At 34.5% G+C, this 19,677-nt stretch carries 17 protein-coding genes and 1 riboswitch; of the genes, 4 read left to right on the plus strand and 13 right to left on the minus strand.

What is annotated here, in order from left to right; all coding sequences use genetic code 11:
• Positions 1–6: 6 nt before the first annotated feature.
• Entirely contained in the window at positions 7–630 is a 624-nt protein-coding gene (locus C683_RS03410) for a YpmS family protein (RefSeq protein ID WP_009490018.1), read from the minus strand.
• A 317-nt stretch (positions 631–947) separates the two neighbouring features.
• Between C683_RS03410 and pflB the strand changes: the two genes are divergently transcribed.
• Positions 948–3,200 carry a formate C-acetyltransferase gene (pflB, locus tag C683_RS03415; RefSeq protein ID WP_009490020.1) on the plus strand — a complete coding sequence of 751 codons (2,253 nt, stop codon included), beginning with the start codon at positions 948–950 and terminating at the stop codon, positions 3,198–3,200.
• Between the two features lie 66 nt (positions 3,201–3,266).
• The gene (pflA, locus tag C683_RS03420; RefSeq protein WP_009490022.1) at positions 3,267–4,040 is read left to right on the plus strand and encodes a pyruvate formate-lyase-activating protein; all 774 of its coding nucleotides are present in this window, start codon (positions 3,267–3,269) and stop codon (positions 4,038–4,040) included.
• Between the two features lie 23 nt (positions 4,041–4,063).
• Here pflA and C683_RS03425 read toward each other — a convergent pair whose 3' ends face one another.
• The 3 genes from C683_RS03425 to C683_RS03435 form a co-directional block, all read right to left on the minus strand.
• Positions 4,064–5,578: a carboxypeptidase M32 gene (locus C683_RS03425; RefSeq protein ID WP_009490024.1), complete on the minus strand. Its 1,515-nt coding sequence runs from the start codon at positions 5,576–5,578 to the stop codon at positions 4,064–4,066.
• 176 nt (positions 5,579–5,754) lie between these two features.
• Positions 5,755–6,435 carry an ABC transporter ATP-binding protein gene (locus C683_RS03430; RefSeq protein ID WP_009490026.1) on the minus strand — a complete coding sequence of 227 codons (681 nt, stop codon included), beginning with the start codon at positions 6,433–6,435 and terminating at the stop codon, positions 5,755–5,757.
• Between the two features lie 13 nt (positions 6,436–6,448).
• Positions 6,449–7,528 carry an ABC transporter permease gene (locus tag C683_RS03435; protein WP_009490028.1) on the minus strand — a complete coding sequence of 360 codons (1,080 nt, stop codon included), beginning with the start codon at positions 7,526–7,528 and terminating at the stop codon, positions 6,449–6,451.
• 206 nt (positions 7,529–7,734) lie between these two features.
• On the opposite strand from C683_RS03435, the gene C683_RS03440 reads away from it, so the two are divergent.
• On the plus strand, positions 7,735–7,935 hold the full coding sequence (locus C683_RS03440; RefSeq protein ID WP_009490030.1) for a hypothetical protein: 201 nt from the start codon (positions 7,735–7,737) through the stop codon (positions 7,933–7,935).
• Between the two features lie 68 nt (positions 7,936–8,003).
• Here C683_RS03440 and C683_RS03445 read toward each other — a convergent pair whose 3' ends face one another.
• A complete protein-coding gene (locus tag C683_RS03445) occupies positions 8,004–9,188 on the minus strand; it encodes a hypothetical protein (protein ID WP_009490032.1) in 1,185 nt (394 codons plus the stop codon).
• Positions 9,189–9,516: 328 nt separating this feature from the next.
• Between C683_RS03445 and C683_RS03450 the strand changes: the two genes are divergently transcribed.
• Positions 9,517–10,809 carry a solute carrier family 23 protein gene (locus C683_RS03450; protein WP_009490035.1) on the plus strand — a complete coding sequence of 431 codons (1,293 nt, stop codon included), beginning with the start codon at positions 9,517–9,519 and terminating at the stop codon, positions 10,807–10,809.
• A gap of 149 nt (positions 10,810–10,958) precedes the next feature.
• Here the strand turns inward: C683_RS03450 and C683_RS03455 are convergent, their stop codons facing one another.
• The 8 genes from C683_RS03455 to ftsZ form a co-directional block, all read right to left on the minus strand.
• Entirely contained in the window at positions 10,959–12,104 is a 1,146-nt protein-coding gene (locus tag C683_RS03455) for a THUMP domain-containing class I SAM-dependent RNA methyltransferase (protein ID WP_009490039.1), read from the minus strand.
• 113 nt (positions 12,105–12,217) lie between these two features.
• A complete protein-coding gene (locus C683_RS03460) occupies positions 12,218–13,657 on the minus strand; it encodes an amino acid permease (RefSeq protein ID WP_009490041.1) in 1,440 nt (479 codons plus the stop codon).
• Between the two features lie 87 nt (positions 13,658–13,744).
• Positions 13,745–13,915: riboswitch (Lysine riboswitch) on the minus strand.
• A 140-nt stretch (positions 13,916–14,055) separates the two neighbouring features.
• Positions 14,056–14,928: an aldose 1-epimerase family protein gene (locus tag C683_RS03465; RefSeq protein ID WP_009490043.1), complete on the minus strand. Its 873-nt coding sequence runs from the start codon at positions 14,926–14,928 to the stop codon at positions 14,056–14,058.
• Between the two features lie 11 nt (positions 14,929–14,939).
• The gene (hslU, locus tag C683_RS03470) at positions 14,940–16,355 is read right to left on the minus strand and encodes an ATP-dependent protease ATPase subunit HslU (protein ID WP_009490045.1); all 1,416 of its coding nucleotides are present in this window, start codon (positions 16,353–16,355) and stop codon (positions 14,940–14,942) included.
• A gap of 24 nt (positions 16,356–16,379) precedes the next feature.
• The gene (hslV, locus tag C683_RS03475; protein WP_040388664.1) at positions 16,380–16,925 is read right to left on the minus strand and encodes an ATP-dependent protease subunit HslV; all 546 of its coding nucleotides are present in this window, start codon (positions 16,923–16,925) and stop codon (positions 16,380–16,382) included.
• Between the two features lie 41 nt (positions 16,926–16,966).
• The gene (gene xerC / locus C683_RS03480) at positions 16,967–17,866 is read right to left on the minus strand and encodes a tyrosine recombinase XerC (protein WP_009490049.1); all 900 of its coding nucleotides are present in this window, start codon (positions 17,864–17,866) and stop codon (positions 16,967–16,969) included.
• Between the two features lie 61 nt (positions 17,867–17,927).
• Positions 17,928–18,398, minus strand: a complete 471-nt coding sequence (locus tag C683_RS06360) for a cell division protein SepF (RefSeq protein ID WP_009490051.1) — start codon at positions 18,396–18,398, stop codon at positions 17,928–17,930.
• Positions 18,399–18,460: 62 nt separating this feature from the next.
• Positions 18,461–19,675 (minus strand): cell division protein FtsZ, encoded by a 1,215-nt coding sequence (gene ftsZ, locus C683_RS03490; protein WP_009490053.1) that lies wholly within the window; start codon positions 19,673–19,675, stop codon positions 18,461–18,463.
• Positions 19,676–19,677 lie beyond the last annotated feature (2 nt).

Here is a 19,677-nt window from a genome sequence, read left to right on the forward strand (position 1 = left end):
TCTTATTTATGAATTTTGCAACATTTTTTTCATATTTAAATCAAAAGTAAATTGATAAACATCTCGATTTAAATCGATAGTTTCTACTTTTAAATGACCATAATTACTAAATGGACTTTCTGCAAAATGAAGTTCAAATGCTTTTTCATCCGGTAATACTTCAATCCATTCTGGTAAGATTTCATTTCTTTTGATTTCTCTTAATAAAAATTTTGTTGGGAAATGAAGTAATTCTCCACAGCCCAATTCATTAATTTTTAATTTCAAATCTCCATTTTCCATTACTACTGGTTGCACCTTAGCAATAATTTCGACAGATAAACCTAATAATTTTGTTTTCATTTGTAATAAGGCTTCTTTTTTTTGTAAAACAAAATCATAGCTCGTTTTTTGATTTTCTTTTGTATTTAATGCCTCGTTAACCATCGTTTCTACTTCATTTCCTGTTAAAGAAATTTGAATTGGCACTTGTTCTTTTTTCTCGGCTTTTTGAATTTCCGTCTGTTCTTCTTTTGAAACATGCTCTGGACTTGGAGCAAAGAGTTTCCAGCTCACAATTCCTCCTCCTAAGAAAAGAATTCCAACAAGTGTCCAAAAGGCGATTTTCCAATAATTTCTTTCTTTCTTCATTATTTCCTCCTAACCAAAGAAAAAATGGATTATTTTCATTATAGCAATTCTTGATTCATTGTGCGAACTCTCTTTATCTCTTCCTAACTTAAGAAAACTTAAAAAAATAATAAATTTTTTTCACAAACTTTATACAATATTGTATATATTTTTGGAAACGATTTCATTTTTTATGCTAAAACTACTATTTTTTTGATAAATTTAATGTTTCTTTCTTTATTTTTTATTAAATACAGTTCTTCTCCCCAAAATCTTTGTGATAAACTAAGGATGTCAGAGATGACGCGATTAAATGAAGCACATCAGAGGTGAATATTATGGAATATAAAGAATGGGAAGGCTTCCATGGTGATGCATGGAAAAAACATATTGATACTCGAGCTTTCATTCAAGATAACTACACAGAATACACAGGGGACGATTCTTTCTTAGAAGGCCCTACTGAAAGTACAAACAAATTATGGAATCGTTTACAAGAATTACAAGAAATTGAACACCAAAATAACGGTGTATACAACATGGATAACGATATTCCAGCTACAATTACTGCTTATGGTCCTGGATACTTAATTAAAGAAGAAGAAAAAATTGTTGGTCTACAAACTGATGAACCTTTAAAACAAGCATTCATGCCATTTGGTGGTATTCGTATGGCTAATACTGCTTTAGAAGCAAATGGATATGAATCTGATGAAGAAATGACAAAAATCTTCACTGATTGGCGTAAAACACATAACCAAGGTGTATTTGATGCCTACACTCCTGAAATGAGAATGGCTCGTAAAAATAAAATCATCACTGGTTTACCTGATGCCTATGGTCGTGGCCGTATTATCGGTGACTACCGTCGTGTCGCTCTTTACGGTATTGATCGTTTAATTGAAGAAAAAGAAAAAGATAAATCATTAATTGGTTATAAAACAATGACTGACGATGTAATTCGTCTACGTGAAGAAGTATCTGAACAAATTCGCGCCTTAAAAGACATGAAAGAAATGGCTGCTTCTTATGGTTTCGATATTTCTCGTCCAGCAGCTACAGCACAAGAAGCAATCCAATGGTTATACTTCGGATATTTAGCTGCGATTAAATCACAAAATGGTGCCGCAATGTCTGTTGGTCGTATTTCTGCATTCTTAGATATTTATATTCAACGTGACTTAGATCGTGGTATTATCGATGAAAAAGAAGCACAAGAATTAATCGACCATTTCGTATTAAAATTACGTATGGTTAAATTCGCTCGTACACCAGATTACAACCAATTATTCTCTGGTTACCCTATTTGGGCTACTTTATCTATTGCTGGTATGAGCTTAACTGGTCGTTCTTTAGTTACAAAAAATGACTTCCGTTTCTTACATACACTATATAACATGGGACCATCTCCTGAACCAAACTTAACAATTTTATATTCATCACAATTACCATTGAACTTCCGTACTTTTGCTGCTAAAGTCGCAAAAGATACTTCATCTGTTCAATTTGAAAATGATGATTTATTACGTACAAACTGGGGTTCAGACGACTGCGCTATTGCTTGCTGCGTATCTGGTACAGTTATGGGTAAAGATATGCAATTCTTCGGTGCTCGTGCAAACTTAGCGAAAGCAGTATTATACGCTATCAACGGTGGGGTTGATGAAAATACGAAGATGCAAGTTGCTCCACGCTTCCGTCCAATGACAGGAGATACTCTAGACTTTGACGAATTTATGATGCACTACAAAGACATCTTAGATTGGTTAGCAGAATTATATGTAAATACATTAAATATCATTCACTACATGCATGATAAATATGCGTATGAAGCTCCACAAACTGCCTTAATGGATACTCATTTGAAACGTACATTCGCAACAGGTATTGCTGGACTTTCTCACGCTGCTGACTCTATCATGGCTATTAAATACGGAAACGTTAAAGTAATTCGTGATGAAGATGGTTTAGCAGTTGACTATGAACCACAAAACGCATTCCCTACTTACGGAAATGACAATGAAGAAGCAGATGCAATGGCAAACTGGATCATTGAATACTTCATGGATCAAATCAAACGTCAACATACTTACCGTGATGCTACACCTACAACATCAATCTTAACGATTACTTCTAACGTAGTATACGGAAAAGCAACAGGTAACACTCCAGACGGACGTCGTGCTGGTAAACCTTTAGCTCCAGGAGCTAACCCTTCTTACAAAGATGGTAAATTCTTAGGAGAATTAAACGGCTTATTAGCTTCATTAAACTCTACAGCTCGTTTATCTTATTGCTGTGCTTTAGATGGTATTTCTAATACACAAACGATTAACCCTAGTGGCTTAGGAAAAGATGAAGACATGCGTGTAGATAACTTACGTCAAGTTATGGATGGCTACTTCGATCAAGGAGCTTACCACTTAAACGTAAACGTATTTACAACTGATTTACTATTAGACGCACAAGCTCATCCAGAAAAATATCCAAACTTAACGATTCGTGTATCTGGTTACGCTGTTAAATTCCGTGATTTAACACCAGAACAACAAGCAGACGTTATTGCTCGTACTGCACATGATCGTTTATAATATCAATCAATGAGTTGGAATAAGGCTGGTTGCTCCAGCCTTATTTCTTTTATAGGAGTATCGCTTATGGAAACAAAAGGAATTATACATTCAACAGAAAATTTTGGTACGGTCGATGGACCAGGTATTCGTTTCGTCATTTTTACCCAAGGATGTCGTATGCGTTGCAAATTCTGTCATAATCCAGATACTTGGAAATTACGTACAGGAAAAGAAAAAGAATACACAGCAAAGGAATTATTAGATAAAGCAGAACGCTATCGTCCTTATTGGGGAGAAAATGGTGGAATCACTGTAAGCGGAGGCGAACCTTTATTACAACTTCCTTTCCTCATTGAATTATTTAAAGAAGCGAAAAAACGTGGAATCCATACTTGTTTAGATACTTGTGGTCAACCTTTTACTAAAAAAGATCCTTTCTTTTCTCAATTTAATGAATTACTAGAATATACAGATTTAATTTTATTGGATTTAAAACATATTGATCCTAAAGTCCATCTAGAATTAACAAAATGTGAAAATGAACCGATCTTAGAAATGGCCACTTATCTATCGGAAGTGAATCAACCAGTTTGGATTCGCCATGTTTTATTACCAGAATGGTCTGATAAAGATGAATATTTAGATCGTCTACATGTCTTTATTGACACTTTAAATAATGTAGAAAGAATCGAAGTTCTTCCTTATCATACAATGGGTAAATTTAAATGGGATCAATTAGGCATTCCTTATGAATTGGAAGATATTCAGCCTCCTACTCCAGAGCGCATTAAAAATGCGAACCTTCGTTTGCATACTGGAAAATATACAGGAGAAGACACAAAAAAAGAACCACAATAAAGTGGTTCTTTTTTATTTCTCTTTTATTCTTCAATTCCATATACTGGATAGTAGACTTGTTTTAAGAATTGTAATAAGTATTTCGCATTCAATGATTCGCCAGTCGCATCCATAATCAACTCACTTGGTGATTTTGATCCACCGAAACGATGAATATGTTCTTTTAACCATTGACTTGGTGCATCTAAACGTCCTTCTGCGAAGGCTTCATCCATAGAGAAATCTTTACTCATTGCATAATACAATTGAGTCGCATACATGAATCCTAAAGCATAAGATGGGAAGTAACCAAATAAACCTGTAGGCCAATGTACATCTTGTAAGACCCCATCTGTATCGTTATCTGGACGAACTCCTAAATACTCTTCATATTTTTCGTTCCATACTTTTGCTAAATCCTTCACTGGTAAATTATCGTTAAACAATGCTTTTTCAATTTCATAACGAATAATAACATGTAAAGGATAAGTTAAAGAATCAGCTTCAATACGGATTAAGCTAGATTGAGAATATTTCAATGCTTTATAGAATGTTTCTACATCGATATCATCAAAAGCTCCTTCGGTACATTCTTGGAAGAATGGATATACTTGACGCCAAAACTCTAAGTTTGAACCGATTACTAATTCATTAAATAGAGATTGTCCTTCATGCATTCCAGCAGAAACCCCACCAGCAAATGGTGTGTAGTCATATTTAGCATCAATATGTTGTTCATAAGTACCATGTCCTGCTTCGTGCATAATTCCTAATACCGCAAACATTACATCATGTTCATTCCAACGTGTCGCAATACGAGCATCACAACGATTTAATTCTTGCATGAATGGATGAACCGTGTCATCTAATCTTCCTTTATCAAAATCATATCCCAATTGAGCTGCCACTTTTCTTGAGAAGCGTTCTTGTTGTTCTTTTGGAACGAAACGATATAAGAAATCACGTTCAGGAGCTGTTCCTTCTTTTTCTAGACGTTGGCGAATTTCAATAATTCCATCGCGCACTTCCGCAAACAAAGCATCCAATTTTTCAGTAGTCATTCCTGGTTCATTTTGATTCAATAAAACATCATAAGGAGTCTTTTCATCCTGACGCCATAACGGAATAAATTTACGAACACAATCTACCATTTCTTCTAAGACTGGTTCTAAAATTTGATAATCTTGTTTTTCACGCGCTTCGACCCAAATAGCATGTGATTGAGCGACTAATTTTGTATAATGTGCCCATTCATCAGCAGGAATCGTATGATTACGAGTAAACTCTTCTTTAACTTTTTTAAAGACTTTTTGACCAAATTCAGATAAGTCTTCTGGATGTTCAGTAAAATATTCAATCCAGTGAGCCATTTCTTTTCCGTTTTCTTTTTCAAAGATTAACTCGTTTAAGTAACCTTCTAATTCTCCACGGTATTCATTTGCTTTTTCTGGCATTCCTGTTTGTGTGTCCCAATCTGCTAAATAATAAGCTTCTTTTAATAAAGCAGCTTCTTTTAACAATTGGAAAAATTGTGCTTCTTGTTCTGTTTTATGTTCCATAACTTTTGTTGTTATCTCTAAGAAGATAACTCTCCTTCCTAAGATTCATTTAAAAAGGAAAACTATCCTTTCACCTTTATTATAACAAAGATTGATAAAAATTCAGTAATAAAGTGAAAACGAATACAAAAAAAGAACCTTGTTGTTATAAACAAGGCTCTTCTCTCTATGCTTCTTTATGCTTCTTTTTCTTGTAACGTTAATACGCCATCTTTCATCATATAGACTTTGTCGCATAAATCAATTAAACGTGTATCATGAGTAACCATAATCGTTGTTTTATTTTTCTCATGAGTTTCTTTTGCTAGTAAATTTGCTACTTCAAACGCACGTTTAGAGTCTAAACTTGCGGTTGGTTCATCCGCTAAAATTACACTTGGGTTATGATATAACGCCTTAGCAATCGCAACACGTTGACGTTCCCCACCAGAAATTTCTTCTGGATATTTTTTTTGTAAATGAGCAATTTCTAGTTGAGTTAATAACTCTTCTAATTGCTTTGGATCCGTTTTTTTCTTTGCTACTTTATCCATCAAAACAAATTGATCATAAATGGTTAAAAATGGTACTAAATTTGAGCTTTGTAAAATAAAACCGATGTTTTCAAAACGCAATTTAGAACGTTTCTTCTCACTTAGACTTTGGAAAGAAGTTCCATTAATAATCACTTCTCCTTCTGTTGGTGTTTGTAATCCACCAACAATGGTTAAGAACGTACTTTTTCCTGAACCAGAAGGACCAATCACAGCGATAAATTCTCCATTATCTGCTGAAAAATCAGTGGGTTTTAAAGATTGGATGACGGTGTCTCCATCATAAAATTGTTTACTTACTTGTTTTAATTCAATTGTTGACATACATTCATCCTCCTTAATTCAATGCTTGTAATGGATCAATTTTAGCAATCGAACGGACAGAGAAAATTGAACCTAATACTGCAATAATAATCATTAAGATTGCAATAACAATCATTAATGGAACATTTAATTGGAATGGAACAGCTGCTGGTAATAATAAACTTACACCAATCGTTGCTACAAAACCAATAACGACTCCAATGACTCCTAAAATGAAAGTTTGCATTACGACAGATTTAGCAATAAAGGAAGTTGGAATTCCTTGAACTTTCATTACACCAAAGATTTGTTTCTTTTGCATTGTTAATACATAAATGAAAATTCCTACAACAATCGCAGCAATTAAAATTAAAAAGCCAATCATAAAGCTAAATGTCATTACTTGGGCTTTGTATCCTGGCAAGTGATCAATAAATTCTTTCGTTGGAATAACTTCCAATTTTTTATTTTTCACTTTCACATTATCTAAATTACCATCTTTTGCACGAACAATAATCGCATTCACATTTTTTTGCATTGGTACGGGAGTTTGACGTACATTTTGAAAGGCTTTTTCTGACATATAAACTGTAGGCGCCATATTAAACATATTGCCTTTTGTCATCCCTACCACTTTCATTGGTGTATCATAACCAGTGAATAATACTTTATCCCCAATCGCAAATCCTTTTTGTTTGGCTAATGATTCATCAATGACTACTTCTTTATTATTTTGGAACATTTCTCCTTTACTAATTTTTGGAGCTAAAAATTGATCTTTGTTAATCCCAAACATCATAATGTTATCTTTTTTATCACTATCATTTTTGACTTGGATAACACTTGCTCCTTGTAATAAAGTTGCTTTTTCTTTTGCTGTTACACCATTTATATCCTCTTTATCAAATTGAGATGCACTTAAATTATCATTGGCATCTTTGGTTAAAATCACAGCATTTGCTTTCCAGTTATCTACTGCCATTCTACCTTCTTGTGCTAATCCATAAGCAAGTCCGCTTAAAAAGAAGACAAGAAAAGCAATCAAGAAAATTACTCCTGTGATTAACGCATATCTTCCTTTGGCATGTTTAATTTCTTTCCATGCTAGAAACATACTCATTCCTCTTTTCTTTATATTATTTGATTCCGACTACAGATTATATCACAAATAAGAAAAGGATAAGAAAATTTTGCTCAAAATTTTTACCTTTATATTTGACTTTTTCTAAAAAATAAAATTGTATTTCCTTCATAAATTCATCGCAATTCTTGGTAAAATTAGGTATAATGAATAAAAATCAAAGAAAGTAGGGATTTTGTATGTATACTTTAGTAAAACAAAATGAACGTCATTTACCTCCATTGAGTGAAAATGCCAAAAAATTATATACAGAATTAGTAGAGTATGCTCCTCTTTCCGCAGAGCAATTAAAAGAAATCGCTGCTAGTGATTGGGAAGATAACGAAGATTTTGTCGATGCGATTAACGAATTAAAACATTGGAATTTAATCAAAGAATAAAAAAGACACGCAATGCGTGTCTTTCTTTGTATGTAAACTCCTAATTGATTTTTAAATGATGCTTTATATTAGAAATCAAAAATATCTTGTGGACGATTGAAGTGCCAGCACATATGGTTGCGGTGACTTTGTGTTGGATCTTTATAGGCGTTGCTACCAATCGCTGCTAAATAGTCTGTTGGATTCCAACCATGTTGATCTCCTAATACACTATTGTTAGTAATGATATATTCTGTTTCATTTCCATAATGTTCTAATGCATATTGACGCATGGCATTATTTTTCTTCCAAACAGGATCATTTTTCTTTTCTGCAGTTCCTACACTTAAATCGACAGCTAATCCATTACCATGACCTGTACCATAGTAATCAATATCTCCTTCACGATAGCCACTAATCAAGTTTGCTCCAAATTTCTTTTGGATTTCATGAGCTGCATCTAAAACAAATTGATATACACCATTCGTTTTTTTATTTACTGTTCCATCAGAATTTGTATAACCTATCCAATCTCCATTAACTTCCATACTATAGTATCTTCTTCCATTAAAATGGTTATAATATCCCATAGTTCTTACAAGTTTATTTTTATATTTATCTCCTGTAGCGACTTCATGGAAATTTTTATTGTTATAAATTGGGTAATTTTTATTTAAAGAAATGGGTTTTTCTCCTTTAAATTTTGTTCCCCACGGAGAATTTGTTAATCCCCCTGCTTTTTTATTAATATAACCAACCCACTGATTGTTTTTATCATATAAAGATAAGTACATATTCCCATTAAAGTGATAATAGTATCGTTTAACTTGGTAAGTTTTATTTCCTTTTTTTAATAAATTATCGCTTTCTTTAAAGGACTTGTTATCATAAATACTCCAATCTTTTCTTGTGTAACTTCCATATTGTTTTGTGGAATATCCTACGCCCCAGGAACTATTCGCTTCTTTTACTGCTTTAGCATCAATATAACCTACCCATTTATCTTTATTGTTATAAGCTGAATAATAGCGATGACCATTTACATGATTATAATATCCATCGGTTTTTAAAGTTTGTTGATAGTAATCATTAGTTGACCCTTTTATTTTTCCATTTTTATCTCCTAAGCGAGAATAATTATTCTCCACTACGGAAAGATATGCTTTGTGACTAATTTTCGGTCCAAAATCTTCTGTACTCGCCTGAACAGAATGTGTCATTCCAAAAAAGCCTGCTACAGCCGCCAGAAAAAGACCATAATACCCTTTTTTCATGAATATCTCCTCTTTTCTTTAATAAATCCTCATTTATTATATAAAGAAAATCTTAAAACTATACTTGTTTTTCTTTGCATTATCTTTACAATTTATCAACGATAATTTTACTTTTTGGAATTTCTCATTTAGAGATTGATTTTTTAGATAAAAACGAGTAAAATATTTTAAAAATAAAAATACACGTCCCTTTAAATGAGTCCTGTGAGGCTGATAAGGTAGAGTTCGATATAAAATACAGAGATAAAACTGTAGAAAAGATACTATCATTGGACATAAGGGATTCCTTATGTCCTTTTTCTTTTGGGGTCGTGCCAGGAGGAATTCTATGGAAAAAAAAGAAGTATTTCGTAATCCAGAGGTGGTTCTAGACATTCATGAGCGTCCACCTTTTTGGCTAGGAATTGGTTTAAGTCTACAACATTTATTTACCATGTTTGGAGCAACTGTGCTCGTTCCATTACTAGTTGGAATTGATCCAGCCATTGCATTATTTAGTTCTGGATTAGGAACGATTGTTCATTTGTTAGTAACCAAAGGAAAAATCCCAGCTTATATGGGAAGTAGTTTTGCTTTTATTACTGCCATGCAATTTTTGATGAAAAGCTACGGATTTAAAGCAGTAGCTCTTGGTGGTTTAACGACAGGATGTGTCTATATCATTGTTTCACTGATTGTTCATCGCTTAGGAAGCAACTGGATCCATCGTATTTTACCGCCAATTGTAGTTGGTCCAGTAGTTATGGTCATTGGATTAGGTCTAGCAGGGAATGCTTGTAGTAACGCGATGTATCGTACCGTCCATGGGACACAAACTTATGATATTAAATATATTTGTGTGGCTCTAATTACATTAGCTGCAGTAATTTTCTTTAATATGTATATGAAAGGATTTTTCAGTTTAATTCCTATCTTATTAGGAATCGTTACTGGATATATTGCTGCGGTGCTATTTGGTTTAGTGGATTTCCAACCTATTTTAGATGCACCTTGGTTTAAGGTCCCTAATCTACATGTACCTTTTGTTAACTATGAGCCAAAATTTTATTTAGCTGCGATTACGACGATGACTCCTATCGCTTTTGTTACAATGACAGAACATATTGGTCATTTAATGGTATTAAACCAAATTACAAAGCGTGATTTCTATGATGAACCAGGCTTAGATAAAACCTTATTAGGAGATGGATTAGCACAAATTACAGCTTCTCTTGTAGGAGCTCCTCCAGTAACAAGTTATGGAGAAAATATTGGTGTAATGACGATTACAAAAGTTCATAGTGTCTACGTTATTGCCGGTGCAGCTATCTTTGCCGTTTTATTAGGATTTTGTGGAAAAGTAACAGCTGTGATTCAAAGTATTCCAAATCCAGTCATTGGTGGAATTAGCTTCATTCTCTTTGGTGTTATTGCAGCTAGTGGACTACGCATCTTAATTGAAAAACAAATTGATTTTAACGAAAAACGTAACTTAATCATTGCTTCAGCCATTTTAATTATCGGAATTGGTGGATTAACCTTCCAAATTGGTTCATTCTCTCTTTCTGGAATGGCCTTAGCTACGGTCATTGGTATTGTATTAAACTTAGTCCTACCAAAAAAAGCCAAAAGTGAAGCATAAGAAAAAGCCAATCTTTAAGATTGGCTTTTTTTATTCTTTTTATGTTCTGATAACACTTCTTTTGCAGGGACAAATAACCCTCCAATACAAGCTAAAGTAACTCCAATCGCCACTAAACTCTTTTTCATTTTTATTCTCCTTTTCTCCTCTTATTTTCTTTTGGGTTTTGGTGGACGTTCTCCCCAATATTGGAAGTAGTCTGTTCTTAATGCTCCATTGTATAGTTTACGTTTTTTCGTTGCCTTTTCCCCATAATAAGCTTCAAAATTCAGATCACTAGTTAAAATATACTTACTCCAAGTTTTTAATGGGCGGAATACTTCTCCCATTTCTTTATATAATTGTTCTACTTCTTCTTTATCATTTAAACGTTCTCCATAAGGGGGATTGCTCACAATTACTCCATATTGTTGGTCGGTATGGAAGTCTTGTAAACGCATTTGTTTAAATTCGATATAATCGGCTACTCCTGCTTTTTTCGCATTATCTTTCGCAATTTCTACTAAACGATGATCAATATCACTACCAAAAATTTGTAAAGATTGATCCCATCGAATGGCAGCTTTCGCTTCTTGACGAGCATTCGCAAAGATTTCTTCTTCTACCCATGGCCAGTCTTCACATAAAAATTTGCGATGTAGTCCTGGAGCAATATTTAATGCCATCATCGCAGCCTCAATACAAATCGTTCCTGAACCACATGTTGGATCAACAAAAGGACGATCTGGACGCCAATTCGTTAAAGAAACAAGAGCAGCAGCTAACGTTTCTTTTAGTGGGGCTCCTCCCTTTTCTGTCCGATATCCACGTTTGAAGAAGCTATCCCCTGTTGTATCTAAACTCAATGTCACTTTATCCTTTAACAAAGCAACCTCTACTGGGAATTTTGCTCCTGATTCTGGTAAACGTCCATAACGATGATAATAATTACTTAGACGTTGAACGATTGCTTTTTTTGTAATGGATTGACAATCAGGAACACTAAATAACGTAGATTTCACTGATTTTCCTGTGACATGAATATTTGCATCTAAAGGTAATAATTTTTCCCAAGGAATCGCTGCTGTATAGTCAAATAATTGTGTAAACGTTGTAGCTGGGAATTGAGCTACAATAATTTTGATTCGGTCAGCAGTACGAAGCCATAGACTCGCTTTGGCGATATCTTCCATTGTTCCCATAAAAAGAGCATGACCATTTTCTAACTGACATTCAATGCCCATCGCGCGTAGTTCTTTTCCTACTAACGCTTCTAATCCACTGGCACAAGTAGCCATACATTTAAATTTCTTCATAGTTTTTCCTTTTCTTTCCAAGTTTGTCTTTTATTCTATTTTTGATAATAGCATAGGATGAGTAAAAAGTCTTCCTCTAATAAACGCAAAAAAAGGAGCCAAAGCTCCTTTTTTTATTCTTCATGATAAGTTAAATCTACTTCATCTAATGGAATTAGATGTGTTTTATGTTTCCATTTGTAATAGAAGAATAGGATAAAGAATAAAGGTAAACTCATATAAGTTACAATTAATTCATCCCAATTTCCATTAATGAACCCTGGAATATCTTGTCCCACAATTACGGCAATACACATAATAATGGCAAAGATTGGCCCAAATGGGAACCATTTTGATTTATATTTTAATTCACTGATGTCATGTCCTTGTTTAATAAATGCACGACGGAAACGGTAATGAGATACAGCAACCCCAAACCAAGCAATAAATCCAGTTAATCCAGATGCGCTTAATAAGAAGTTATAAATCTTGTCTCCCATGAAAGAAGTAATAAATGCTAAACCACCTACAGCAGCAGTTAATAATAAAGCATTTACTGGGATTCCACGACGATTAATTTTTTGGAATGCTTTTGGTGCTTGTCCACTTTGTGCCATCGCACATAGCATACGAGCCCCTGCATATAATCCAGAATTTCCAGCAGATAATACAGAAGTTAAAATTACTGCATTCATCACACTAGCTGCCGCAGCTAACCCTGCACGTTGGAAAACTAATGTAAATGGACTGATTGCGATATCTGTCGCATCGCTTCCTAATAAGTTTGGTGAAGTATAAGGAATAATCAAACCAATAATGAAAATTGATACTAAGTAGAATAGCAAAATACGCCAAAATACTTGTTTAATCGCTTTTGGAATCGATTTTTCTGGGTTGGCAGATTCACCAGCAGTAATCCCAATCATTTCGACCCCTTGGAAAGAAAATCCTGCTACTACAAACACACTAACAATCGTTGGTAATCCCCCAACAAAAGGAGCATCTCCTTTTGTAAAGTTCATTAATCCATCCGCATGACCACCTAAGATTCCTGTTACGGTTAATAACCCAACTCCAATAAAGCAAATTACAGTAATTACTTTAATCATTGAGAACCAAAACTCAGCTTCACCAAATAACTCTACAGATGCTAAGTTCATCAAGAAAATTAGGACAAAGAAAATGATACTAAAAATCCACCCTGGGACATCTGGGAACCAGTATTCCATAATAATTGCTGAAGTACTGATATCTACCGCTAAAGTAATCGCCCAGTTAAACCAATAGTTCCATCCTAAAGCAAATCCAAACGCTGGATCGACAAATTTTGTCGCATACGTACTAAATGATCCTGATACTGGCATATAAGTTGCCATTTCTCCTAAAGAAGTCATCATAAAGAATACTAATAATCCGATTAATCCGTATGCAACAAGAGCACCTCCAGGTCCAGCGGTTGAAATTGCTGATCCACTTGCTACAAAAAGACCCGTTCCAATAGAACCCCCGATAGCAATCATGGACAAGTGACGAGTTTTCAACCCGCGCTGCATCGAATGATCGTTTTCGCTCATAGTCATAGCCTCCAAAATATTTAATTTTCAAAACAGCCCTTCATGCGATAAACTGTACGTGAATCATTCACTCATGATTTCTATCAGTATATGGATAGCTCATCCTAAAAAGGACAGTGATACGCTTCTTCAACATACCCCCAAGAAAAATCGAGATAGGCTCTCTTTTTCTTTCGGCATCGACGCCTTTCTCTTTTTCTCATTAGCCCTATACTTCAAAAAAGATACTCTTCGCCTAATGCAACCTCTATCTCATAAAGAGTCATTCTTGATATAAACTATATCGAAAATCACAAGGTTCGTCAATAAAAATAAAAAAAGAAGACGGTCAAATCCCGTCTTCCTTATAGAAAATATCACGATTTTTAATTTATTAAAAAAACAATCAGAAATCGATTTTATTTTTCACCAAAAATTAATTGATAGGATGTATCCCATTTTTGTCTTGGTAAAAGAGAATGTAATCCTAATTTATCTGGCCAAAGTTGACTAGCTTCTTCTGTATCTGTAATTCCCCACCAAGGTTCTAAGCAAACAAAAGGTGCTTTCTTATCAGCTGGTGACCAAACTCCAAGATAAGGTGCGTTTTGATAAGATAAACGAATCGTTGAATAAGGACTCTTTAAGATAGCTGTAACGGAATTTTTTGTTTCATAAATCCAAGCATCTTGCTCAAAATCTTTACGATGAATCGCACGCTCTAATTTTGGTTGTTCTTCTTTTTCTTTTGTTAACAATACTCCTTGGATAAAACGCTGAGTGACAGGTTCATCTGTTCCTAAAAAGAAATGGGTATCGATAAATTCTCCTTCTTCTGTCATTGGAACTTGGAATGCAGGATGCCCACCGATACTAAACCACAGTATTTCTTCACTATCAGGATTAAACACTTCATAACGGACCGCAATCTCTCTTCCTTTTAGTTGATAAAAAATGCGTAAAACAAAAGCAAAAGGATACATTTCTTTTGTTTGTTCTGAATCATGTAATTCAAAACAAATTTCTGTTGTATCATGTAATAATTCATGAAATTCTAAATCACGAGCAAATCCGTGTCCAGGCATCATATATTCTGTATCTTGATACTTATATTTTCCTTCTTTTAATCGTCCCACAATAGGAAAAAGCACTGGAGCTCTGCGGCCCCAAATCGTTGCATCTCCTTGCCAAAGATACTCTTTTTGTGCTTTTTTATCATAGACACTTTGTAATTCTGCGCCATGAGAAGAAATTATTACTTTTAAGTCTTCATTTTCTAATACATAGTCCATCTTTTTGACTCCTATAAAATATATTGACTTAAGTCACGATCTTGAGCAATATTGCCTACTTTATCCAAAACATATTGTTCTGTAATGGTAATTTCAGCAGCTCCCATATCCGCAGCTTCGAATAATAAGTCTTCTAATACTTTTTCTAAAATAGTATGCAAACGACGAGCACCAATATTATCTGTTTCTTCGTTGACGTTATAAGCAATTTCTGCAATTTTTTCTACGGCTTCTTTTGTGAAAATCACCTGGATATTTTCTGTTGCTAATAACGCTACATATTGTTCAATTAATGAATGTTTTGGTTCCATTAAGATACGAACAAAATCTTCTTTAGTTAATGATTTTAATTCCACACGAATTGGGAAACGTCCTTGTAATTCAGGGATTAAATCACTTGGTTTGCTGAAATGGAAAGCGCCAGAAGCAATAAATAAAATATGATCAGTGTTAATTAGCCCATGTTTTGTTTTTACTTGGCTTCCTTCAACAATTGGTAAAATATCACGTTGGACTCCTTCACGAGAAACTTGACCATTGTTTTGATTATTTTTAGAAGTGATTTTATCAAACTCATCAATAAAAACAATTCCCATATTTTCTGCTAATTCAATCGCTTTTGCAGATAAATCTGCTGTATTAACTAATTTTTCTGATTCTTCATCAATAAAGCGTTCACGTGCTTCTTTAACAGTTAGAGTACGACGTTCATAATTTTTTGGCATTAAGCTAGACATCATCCCACTTAAATCAATCCCTAACGCCATTTCTGTAGGATTACTATCTGGAGTTTCTCTTTGTTGTAACACATCTACTTCTACTGTGCGATTTTCTAACAATCCTTTATCTAATTGTTCTGCAACTTGAGCACGTTCTTGTTTGATTTCTGTAGGAATAGATTCTTCTTTTGTCCCTTGTAAAGAATTAAAATCAAAATTCCCACGTTGAATTTGTTGCATCATATTCATAAAATCTTGATTCATTTTAGCGTTAGCATCTTCTTGAGCTTTCTTATTAGGTACTAATGCTTCCACTAAACGTTCATTCGCACGTTTTGTCGCTTCTGGTTTCACATGAACGTAGGCTTCATCTTTGACAATTTTATAAGAAACTTCCACTAAGTCTCGAATCATTGATTCTACATCGCGTCCAACATAGCCTACTTCTGTAAATTTTGTTGCTTCTACTTTTACAAAAGGAGCTTTTGTAATTTTAGCTAAACGACGTGCAATTTCTGTTTTCCCAATCCCAGTAGAACCGATCATTAAAATATTTTTAGGTGTTACTTCATCTTGTAATTCTTCACGTAATTGTTGACGACGATAACGATTACGAAAAGCAATCGCTACTGCACGTTTCGCTTCTTCTTGACCAATAATATAACGATCTAATTCTGCGACTAACTGTCTAGGTGTTTGATTTTCCATAGTTGTTACTTCCTTCTATCCTTTTTACATTTCTTCGACAATGACATTATGATTCGTAAATACACAAATATCAGCAGCAACATGTAATGCCTTTTCTGCAATTTCTTTAGCTGTTAATTCTGCTGCCCCATCTTGTTTTAAAGCACGAGCTGCTGCTAATGCATAGTTCCCACCTGAACCAATCGCTAAAATACCATCGTCAGGAGCAATCACCTCTCCTGTTCCAGAAACTAAATACATTTCTTTATCATTCATTACGATTAATAGAGCTTCTAATTTTTGCATTGCTTGGTCTTTACGCCACTCTTGAGCTAACTCAACAGCAGCGCGTTGCAAATGACCGTTGAACTCATTTAATTTAGCTTCGAATTTTCCTTCTAAATTAAAAGCATCGGCAACACTACCAGCGAACCCAACGACCACTTTTCCACCATAAATACGGCGTACTTTACGTGCGGTCCCTTTCATAACGACTTGTTCTCCCATAGTCACTTGACCATCTCCAGCCATCGCAAAGTGACCATCTTTTTGTACTGCACAAATAGTTGTTGAATGAAATTCTGACATTATCTTTATTGTTATTTGTATTAAACAAATAACTTCTCCTTTCTTTATTCCTCGGCTCTTGGATGACAAGAGCGATACGTTCTTTGTAGGCTTTCTTTTGTTACATGAGCATAGATTTGTGTGGAAGACAAATCAACATGCCCTAGTAATTCTTGAACGGTTCTCATATCGGCTCCATTATTTAATAAATGAGTCGCAAAAGTATGACGTAATTCATGCGGATGAATTTTTGAATTTAAACTTGAACGCTTAATAATTTGATCAAGTACATAGCGAACCCCTCGATCAGTTAGCGGATCTCCTTTACCATTAACGAAAAGAAATTCATGTTCTTTTTGCTTCATTAATTTTGGTCTTGCCTGTGATACATAACGCTCAATAGAAGCCATGGCATGATGATTTAAAGGAACATATCTTTGTTTATTTCCTTTCCCAGTAATTAAAACAAAAGATTGATTCTGTTGAATATCAGAAAGTTGTAAACTAACACACTCACTCACTCGCATGCCACTAGCATAAAGAACTTCCAATAGAGCATTATCTCTTAAGCGCAGTGGTTCCGAACCTTCTGTTGCTTGAAATAATGCTTGCATTTCTTTTTCATAAAAGAATTGCGGTAATCGTTTTTCTTTTTTTTGCATTACTACATAGGAAAAAGGATTTTCTGTAACCTTTCCTTGTTGTAATAAATAACGATAAAAAGAACGCAAACTTGATAAATGACGTTGCATCGTGGTTCGTTTATACCCTCTGTCATACATCTCACTAGTATAAATTCTCACATCCCGACTGGTTACTTTAGTTATTTCTAGGTTACCAGTATTTTCCATAAATTGAAGGAAATCTTTAATATCTCGTTCATAATTTTGGATCGTTTTTTCAGAATAATTACGTTCTACCTTTAAATATAAGAGAAAATCTTTTATTTCTTGTATTTCTTCCATTATTTTCTCTCCTTTGGCATATTATAACACTCTTTATTTTAAGTACCAAAAATAATCTTCCTTATGAAGTAGCACGGAAACGATTTAGAAATTCTTCTGTTAGTGAAATTCCTTTTGGCGCACAAATATATTGCTTTTCTTTAAAATGAACAATATCTCCATCCAAGCCATAAACTAATCCGGTTAAGAAATCTACAATACGAGAAGCAATTTTTTCTTCTGTTTGTACAAAATCGATAATGGCTACTTGTCCTGCCTTTAATTGCAAAGCAATGGTTTGTGTATCACGATAAGATAAAGGTTGATAGACTTGCATCACAGGTAATTCTTGATTTTCATCCATACTAGTAGAAAAAATTGCTGCATTTTTCTTTTCTTCCGTACCTTCAACCTCTTCTTTTTGCGATGCTACTTCCTGTATTTCTTCATCATGATATTCTTGTGCCAATTGTTGATCAATTTCAGCTACAATTTGATCTTTATCTATAGGATTGTCTTCTAAATTTGCCCAGTCTAAATGATTTTTATGCACCCATTTCTCCCCCTTTTTTGAAAAAAAAGAAGTGCTGAACCTCAACACTTCTTTTCAATCTATTAGCGATTAAACTTACGGAAAATTGCTGGTGTGTCATCTTTTCCTTTATTGTTTGATGTATGAGTATTCGCTTCAAATTCTTTCTTTTCAATCGTACTACTTTCGATACCAGCATCATTTGTACGAGCAGAAGTTTCTTTTTGAATATCCCAATTCCCAAATTGTCCGTTTGTTTTTTCTTTAGCTGTCCCTAATTCTGTTTCTTTACGTTGTGGTCGTAAATTGTTAGCGGCGGGACGTGCGGACTTTTTTTCTTTATTCTCGATTCCTGTAGCAATTACTGTAACGATGATTTCATCTGCTAAGTCAGCATTAATTGAAGTTCCTAAGATGATGTTTACATCGCTTGCAGCTGCAGCTGCCACGATATCAGAAGCTTCTTGTGCTTCGAATAATGTCATATCTAAACCACCTGTGATGTTCAATAGGACTTGTTCGGCACCATCGATAGAAGTTTCTAATAATGGAGAAGAAATCGCTAGTTTTGTCGCTTCTACAACACGATCTTCTCCTACTGCTGTACCAATACCCATTAAAGCTAAACCTTGGTCAGCCATTACAGTACGTACATCGGCAAAGTCAACATTGACTTGTCCTTCTGAAGTAATTAAGTCAGAGATTCCTTGTACCCCTTGACGTAATACGTTATCTGCTTCACGGAATGCTTCTGTAATTGGTGTTTTCTTATCTACTACTTCTAATAAACGGTTATTAGAGATGATTAATAAAGTATCTACATTATCTTTTAATTTAGCAATTCCTTCTGCAGCATATTTACCACGAGTAGAACCTTCAAATGAGAATGGACGAGTAACCACACCAACAGTTAATGCACCGATTTCTTGAGCGATACGAGCAACGATTGGAGCAGCACCTGTACCTGTACCACCACCCATTCCGGCAGTAACAAAGACCATATCTGCGCCTTCTAAAGCAGAGCGTAATTCGTTTTCACTTTCTTCTGCTGCTTTTTCCCCAACTTCTGGTTTAGAACCAGCACCTAATCCACGAGTTACTTTAGGTCCTAATTGGATTACGTTTTCTGTTTTTGCTTGTTTTAATGCTTGCACATCTGTATTTGCTAAGTAGAATTGTACTCCTTGTACTCCTTCTTCAATCATGCGATTTACGGCATTTCCACCGCCGCCTCCGACACCGACTACTTTAATTACGGCACCGCTATTTTCAAAGTTATTATCAATACTAAATTCCATTG

Origin of the sequence: Catellicoccus marimammalium M35/04/3 (assembly GCF_000313915.1) — a bacterium.
GTDB lineage: Bacteria > Bacillota > Bacilli > Lactobacillales > Catellicoccaceae > Catellicoccus > Catellicoccus marimammalium.

Bases quoted from the DNA above. Each gene is read 5' to 3' on its own strand.
- C683_RS03450 (WP_009490035.1), top strand. From the start codon at position 9,517: ATGGAAAAAAAAGAAGTATTTCGTAATCCAGAGGTGGTTCTAGACATT.
- C683_RS03440 (WP_009490030.1), top strand. From the start codon at position 7,735: ATGTATACTTTAGTAAAACAAAATGAACGTCATTTACCTCCATTGAGT.
- pflA (WP_009490022.1), top strand. From the start codon at position 3,267: ATGGAAACAAAAGGAATTATACATTCAACAGAAAATTTTGGTACGGTC.
- C683_RS03445 (WP_009490032.1), bottom strand. From the start codon at position 9,188: ATGAAAAAAGGGTATTATGGTCTTTTTCTGGCGGCTGTAGCAGGCTTT.
- C683_RS03455 (WP_009490039.1), bottom strand. From the start codon at position 12,104: ATGAAGAAATTTAAATGTATGGCTACTTGTGCCAGTGGATTAGAAGCG.
- xerC (WP_009490049.1), bottom strand. From the start codon at position 17,866: ATGGAAGAAATACAAGAAATAAAAGATTTTCTCTTATATTTAAAGGTA.
- ftsZ (WP_009490053.1), bottom strand. From the start codon at position 19,675: ATGGAATTTAGTATTGATAATAACTTTGAAAATAGCGGTGCCGTAATT.
- C683_RS03465 (WP_009490043.1), bottom strand. From the start codon at position 14,928: ATGGACTATGTATTAGAAAATGAAGACTTAAAAGTAATAATTTCTTCT.
- C683_RS03425 (WP_009490024.1), bottom strand. From the start codon at position 5,578: ATGGAACATAAAACAGAACAAGAAGCACAATTTTTCCAATTGTTAAAA.
- pflB (WP_009490020.1), top strand. From the start codon at position 948: ATGGAATATAAAGAATGGGAAGGCTTCCATGGTGATGCATGGAAAAAA.
- C683_RS03435 (WP_009490028.1), bottom strand. From the start codon at position 7,528: ATGTTTCTAGCATGGAAAGAAATTAAACATGCCAAAGGAAGATATGCG.
- hslU (WP_009490045.1), bottom strand. From the start codon at position 16,355: ATGGAAAATCAAACACCTAGACAGTTAGTCGCAGAATTAGATCGTTAT.
- C683_RS03460 (WP_009490041.1), bottom strand. From the start codon at position 13,657: ATGAGCGAAAACGATCATTCGATGCAGCGCGGGTTGAAAACTCGTCAC.
- C683_RS03410 (WP_009490018.1), bottom strand. From the start codon at position 630: ATGAAGAAAGAAAGAAATTATTGGAAAATCGCCTTTTGGACACTTGTT.
- C683_RS03430 (WP_009490026.1), bottom strand. From the start codon at position 6,435: ATGTCAACAATTGAATTAAAACAAGTAAGTAAACAATTTTATGATGGA.